The sequence below is a fragment of the Phenylobacterium sp. genome (assembly GCF_031425575.1).
Lineage (GTDB): Bacteria > Pseudomonadota > Alphaproteobacteria > Caulobacterales > Caulobacteraceae > Phenylobacterium.
This window is the reverse complement of the sequence record NZ_JANPJP010000365.1, coordinates 1-5,344: the sequence shown is the minus strand read 5'-3', so window position 1 is coordinate 5,344 and position 5,344 is coordinate 1. Positions and strand designations below refer to the sequence as shown.

General features: G+C 67.7%; 6 protein-coding genes. 3 read left to right on the top strand and 3 right to left on the bottom strand.

Annotated features, from left to right (window positions below):
• Positions 1 to 217: 217 nt before the first annotated feature.
• Entirely contained in the window at positions 218 to 1,042 is an 825-nt protein-coding gene (rlmJ, locus tag RMO97_RS20755) for a 23S rRNA (adenine(2030)-N(6))-methyltransferase RlmJ (RefSeq protein WP_310542905.1), read from the bottom strand.
• Positions 1,043 to 1,149: 107 nt separating this feature from the next.
• Between rlmJ and RMO97_RS20750 the strand changes: the two genes are divergently transcribed.
• Positions 1,150 to 2,178 carry a DNA topoisomerase IB gene (locus RMO97_RS20750; protein WP_310542904.1) on the top strand — a complete coding sequence of 343 codons (1,029 nt, stop codon included), beginning with the start codon at positions 1,150 to 1,152 and terminating at the stop codon, positions 2,176 to 2,178.
• Between the two features lie 81 nt (positions 2,179 to 2,259).
• Positions 2,260 to 3,480 carry an LLM class flavin-dependent oxidoreductase gene (locus tag RMO97_RS20745; protein ID WP_310542903.1) on the top strand — a complete coding sequence of 407 codons (1,221 nt, stop codon included), beginning with the start codon at positions 2,260 to 2,262 and terminating at the stop codon, positions 3,478 to 3,480.
• Positions 3,481 to 3,484: 4 nt separating this feature from the next.
• Here RMO97_RS20745 and RMO97_RS20740 read toward each other — a convergent pair whose 3' ends face one another.
• Positions 3,485 to 3,910: a DUF3237 family protein gene (locus RMO97_RS20740; protein WP_310542902.1), complete on the bottom strand. Its 426-nt coding sequence runs from the start codon at positions 3,908 to 3,910 to the stop codon at positions 3,485 to 3,487.
• Between the two features lie 69 nt (positions 3,911 to 3,979).
• On the opposite strand from RMO97_RS20740, the gene RMO97_RS20735 reads away from it, so the two are divergent.
• Positions 3,980 to 4,792, top strand: coding sequence for an arylamine N-acetyltransferase (locus RMO97_RS20735; protein WP_310542901.1), 813 nt, complete (start codon positions 3,980 to 3,982; stop codon positions 4,790 to 4,792).
• Here RMO97_RS20735 and RMO97_RS20730 read toward each other — a convergent pair.
• Positions 4,789 to 5,344, bottom strand: a 556-nt coding sequence (locus RMO97_RS20730; protein ID WP_310542900.1) for a TonB-dependent receptor, incomplete at its 5' end; no start/stop codon positions are given. The two genes, RMO97_RS20735 and RMO97_RS20730, sit on opposite strands and share 4 nt — an antisense overlap.

Genomic DNA, 5,344 nt, shown 5'->3' with positions numbered 1-5,344 from the left:
CGGCCGCATCCAACGGGTCATCCACCAGTAGGCGACGCCGGCCGAGGCCGCGCCGGTGAACATGAACCAAAGGGGGGAGGCCGCGCCGATCGGCACGTAGAGGGCCGCGGCAGGGGTGACGGACTCGTTCGGCTTAAACGCGATCATGGAACGTCTCCGGGATTGATTGTGCATTGCAACATAACACCATCACGCGACGCTTTGATGCAAATCAACGTTATGACAGCGTCGAAACCCGGCCCTGACCATTCTGGCCCAGGGTCTGGGCGGTCCAGCGGCACATCTCGTCCATCGACGCGGCGAAGTCCGCAGGCGCGCGGGCTGTCACCAGGGCGCAGCCGTTCATCTTCATGGGATCGTTCAGCGGCCGCATCCGGCACTCCCCCACCAGCAGCGGGCCGATGCCGGTGTCCTGCGCCTCGTTGAGGAAATGGTCGAAAGTCTGCAGATCCTTGATAGGCAGCCAGATCATCACCACCGCGTCGCGATTGCGCCGGCCGATGGCCTTCAGCGTGGCGACGATGCGGGTGTAGTCGTCGGGCCGCTCGAAGGGCGGATCGATGAGGACGAGCACGGCGCCCTTCGGCGGGCAGCGGCTGACAGCGGTGTCATAGCCATCGGCGCAGAGAGTCTCGACACTGGTCCGGCCCTTGAGCGCCATTCGTAACGCCGCGTGCTCCTCGCCGCGCAGCTCGCAGGCGATGTAGCTATCCTTTTTCCGGAGGGTGTCGGCGATCAGGCGCGGCGACCCTGGATACAGCTTGGTCGGCCCGCTGTTGTTCAGCTTGTTCACCGCCGCCCGAAGGGGGCCGAAGGCGGCGGGCAGGTCGGCGGCCTTCATCAGCTGGGCGATGCCGGCCTCCGCCTCCCCCGAACGCTGGGCCTCGGCGCCGGAGAGATCATAGAGACCTCGGCCCGCATGGGTGTCGATCACCGTCAGCGGACCCGGCGCCTTGGTCAGGGTGGCCATCAGGCGCAGGAGGCCGGCGTGCTTGATCAGGTCAGCGAAATTTCCGGCGTGGAAGGCGTGGCGATAGTTCACGGACTTTAGGTCTCCAGGCCGACTTAGGAACTCGCGACCGCGAGCTCACGTTCAGCGGCTGTACGGGCCGTAGATGCCACGTCCCCGTTGTTCTCCAAAGGCGACAGATGGCCAGAGACACCGCAGAGCTTACGCCCCCCGCCCCGGCCGGCCTGACCTATGTCAACGACGACGACGCCGGCGTCACCCGCGTGGCCGGCAAGTTGGGGTTCTCCTACCGCGACGCCGAGGGCCGCCCGGTCACCGACGCCCAGACCCTTGAACGCATCAAGGCCCTGGTGATCCCGCCGGCCTGGACTGACGTCTGGATCTGCCCCTCGGCCCGGGGCCATATCCAGTGCACCGGCCGCGACCAGAAGGGCCGCAAGCAGTACCGCTATCACCCCGGCTGGCGGCAGGACCGCGACCTCATCAAGTATGACCGGGTCATCGCCTTCGGACGCGCCCTGCCCCGCCTGCGCAAACGGGTCGAGACCGACCTCGCCCGCCGGGGACTGCCACGCGAGAAGGTGCTGGCCGCCGTCGTCGCGGTGATGGAGGTCACCCTGATCCGGGTGGGCAACGAGGAGTATGCCCGCACCAACAAGAGCTTTGGCCTGACCACGTTGCGCGACCGCCACGCCAGGATCACCAGCACTGGCGCCGTCTTCCAGTTCCGAGGCAAGAGCGGCAAGGTTCACCAGACCGGCTTCCGCGACCGGCGCCTGGCCCGCATCGTCAAGGCCTGCCAGGAGATCCCCGGCCAGCGCCTGTTCCAGTATCTGGACGACAAGGGCGACCGACACGTCGTCGAGAGCGCCGACGTCAACGGCTACATCCGCGAAGTTCTGGGCGACGACTTCTCGGCCAAGGACTTCCGCACCTGGGCCGGCACCCTGTCGGCGGCGCGCGGTCTCGTCCTGCATCCCCCGGCCGCCAGCGCGACCGAGGCGAAGCGCAACGTCGCCGCCAGCGTGAAGGCCGTGGCCGGCCTGCTGGGAAACACCGCCGCGGTCTGCAAGGGCTCCTACATCCACCCCCTGGTGCTGGAATCCTACGAGCGTGGCGTCCTCCCCCTGAAGAACACCACCTCGACACGCGCCTTTGAGCTCTCCGTCCTGCAGTTCCTGGAAGCAGCCCGGGACTCCGCCGCTTAAGGTTCGAAACGCAGGTACGGCCCGCTAGGCGCCCCCGCGTCACCCCAGCTAAGGTCTCGCCAAAGACCCTGGGAGGGCCAAATGACTTTGGACACCAAGCTGCGCTTCGGCGCCTTCATCGCGCCCTTCCACCCCCTGGACGAGAACCCGACCCTGGCCATCCAGCGCGATCTGGAGCTTGTGCAGCACCTGGACAATCTGGGCTTCGAGGAGGCCTGGATCGGCGAGCACCATTCGGCCGCCTATGAGCTGATCGCCTCGCCCGAGGTGTTCATCGCCGCCGCCGCCGAGCGCACCAAGCACATCAAGCTGGGCACCGGGGTGTCGTCCCTGCCCTATCACCACCCGATGATGCTCGCCGACCGCATCAACCAGCTGGACCACATGACCCGCGGGCGGGTGATGTTCGGCGCAGGCCCCGGCGCGCTGTCCTCCGACGCCTTCATGATGGGCATACCGGTGGCCAAGCAGCGCGACCGCATGGACGAGGCCCTCGACGTGCTGGTTCGGCTGCTGCGCGGCGAGGAGGTCAGCCACGAGAGCGACTGGTTCAGCCTGGTCAACGCCCGCCTGCAGATGACCCCCTATTCCCGGCCGTCGGTGGAGATCGCCGTGGCCAGCCAGGTCTCGCCGACCGGCGCGCGAGCCGCTGGCAAGCATGGGGTAGGCCTGCTCTCCCTGGGCGCCACCACGACGGCGGGGTTCAATGCGCTGGCCGCCAACTGGGGCATCGCCGAGGACATGGCCCAGCTCAACGGAACGACGATGGACCGCAACGCCTGGCGGCTGGTGGGCCAGATGCACATCGCCGAGACCAAGGACAAGGCCGTCGAGCAGGTCCGCTTTGGCCTGGAAAAATGGATCTATTACTTCCGCGAGATCGCCAACCTGCCGATGGTGCCCGAGGACTTCGCCGGCGACCCCGTCGAGGCCTATCTCGCCCTGGGCTCGGCGGTGGTGGGCACACCAGACGAGGCCATCGCCCGTATCGAGCAGCTGCAGGCAGAGAGCGGCGGATTCGGCTGCTACCTGATGATGGCTCACAACTGGGCCAACTGGGAGAACACCCAGCGGTCCTACGAAATGATCGCCCGCTACGTGGTCCCGCACTTCCAGCAGCTCAATGTGAACCGCAAGGCCTCCATGGACTGGGTCCGCGAGAACAAGACCGAGTTCACCAGCCAGACCCGCGCCGCGGTCGGCGCGCGGATCGTCTCCCACATGATGGAGAAGGGCGCCGACAACATCAGCCCTCAGATCGTGGCCTTGATCACCGGCGCGGGAGAGCCGGCCAAGCCATAGCGGCTCACACCACCCGGTAGACGCCGATCCGCACGGCCTTTCCGCCATCGGCGACGCCGATCGTACCCACAAAGATCGACTTGTTCAGCCAGTCGTGGGGCCCCTGCGGCGCGTCGAAGGTGGGGTTGGTGCGGACATAGCGGCCGCCCTCCGGCGTGGGCGCCACCAGGCCCAGGTTGCGCACGGCGATGACCGCACCGTCGGAGGTCTTCAGCGCATAGATCGCCTCGATCACTGTGACGCCGTCGGCCCGCACCGTCTGCCAGTCGGCTCCGCCCGGGATCACCTCGCCCTCGATGCGCGGGCCCTTGAAGGTCCCGCCTGTGATGCCGATGAACCGCCGCTTGCCGAGCGCGGTGTCCCCCATGCGGGTGGCCGCATCGATGGAGACCAAGGCTTCGAAAGCGAATTCGGTGGTCAGATTGTCCATGCGCTCCCTCCTAGCCATGCTGGTGGAACGACGCCAGCCATCCTAGCTTGAGCACAAGAAGGAGCGCCCATGGACCTCGACGCCTATCTGGCCCGCATCGGCTATGCCCCGACACCGCGCCCGGATCTGGAGACCCTGACGGCGATCCACCGCGCCCACCTGCTGGCCATCCCCTACGAGAACCTGGACGTGCAGCTGCAGCGGCCCGGCGACGTCTCCGTGCAACACGCCTTCGACAAGCTGGTGACGCGGCGGCGCGGCGGCTGGTGCTACGAGATGAACGGCCTGCTGGGGTGGGCGCTAGACGAGATCGGTTTCAAGGTCACCCGCATGGCGGGCGCGGTGGGCCGCACCGAGCGCGGCGAGATCAGCCACGGCAACCACCTGGTTCTGCGCGTGGATCTGGACCGGTCCTACATCGCCGACGTCGGGTTCGGCGACGGCGTCCTGGAGCCAGTGGCCCTGGCCGCGGGCCCGATGACGGTCGCGGACTACGACTTCCGCCTGGAGAAGCTCGACGCCGACTGGTGGCGATTTCACAACCACGCCCTGGGCGGCGCGCCCTATTTCGATTTCACCGAGGCGGCGGCCAGCGACATCGCGCTGAACACCACCTGCCAGTGGCTGCGGACCTCGCCGGATTCGATCTTCACCCAGTTCCCCACCGTCCAGCGCCATACCCCGGACGGCCTGGTGATCATCCTGGGCCGCACCCTGCGCCGTGTGCGACCGGGGGAGCGCACCCAGACCCTGATCGAGAGCGCCGACGCCTTTGTCGACATCCTGGCCCGCGAGTTCGGCCTCGACGTGCCGGAGGTGGCCGCCCTGTGGCCCGCGATCTGCGCCAAGCATAAGGAATTGTTCGGCGAGAAAACCGACTAGCGCCGCAGGGAGAAGCCGATCCGGAAGGTCTGCGGCGCGGCGAAGCTCTCGGTCCCGTCGCCGGTCTCGCCCACCTCGATACGGGCGTCGGTGAGGTTCTCGGCCGCCAGATAGACCTCACTGTCGGGGGTCAGCCGCCAAGCCGCCCGGGCGTCCATCCCGACGGAGGCCGCGAGCTTGCGGCTGTTGAGGTCGTCCTCGAACCGCTCGCTCTCGAACCGCAGGTTCGCCGACAGGGTCAGCCGTTCAGACGCGCTCCAGTCGACGCCGGCGGTGACCGTGTACTCCGGCGTCTGGGCCGGGCGTTTGCCGGTGAGCTGGGGTGAGGCGCCGCCGCCATCGACCTCCGCCTTGGTGGCCGAGGCCGCGCCCATCAGGGTCAGTCCGCCAAACGTGCGCGAAATGTCGGCCTCCAGGCCCCAGGCCTCGATCTGGCCGGCGTTGCGCCGCTGGCGCAGCACCCCACCCGCGGGGATGAAGCCCGCCACCGGATAGGCCATTCCGCCTGGCCCCACGGTGACATTGGTGATCGGATCGTCGAGGCGGTTGTAG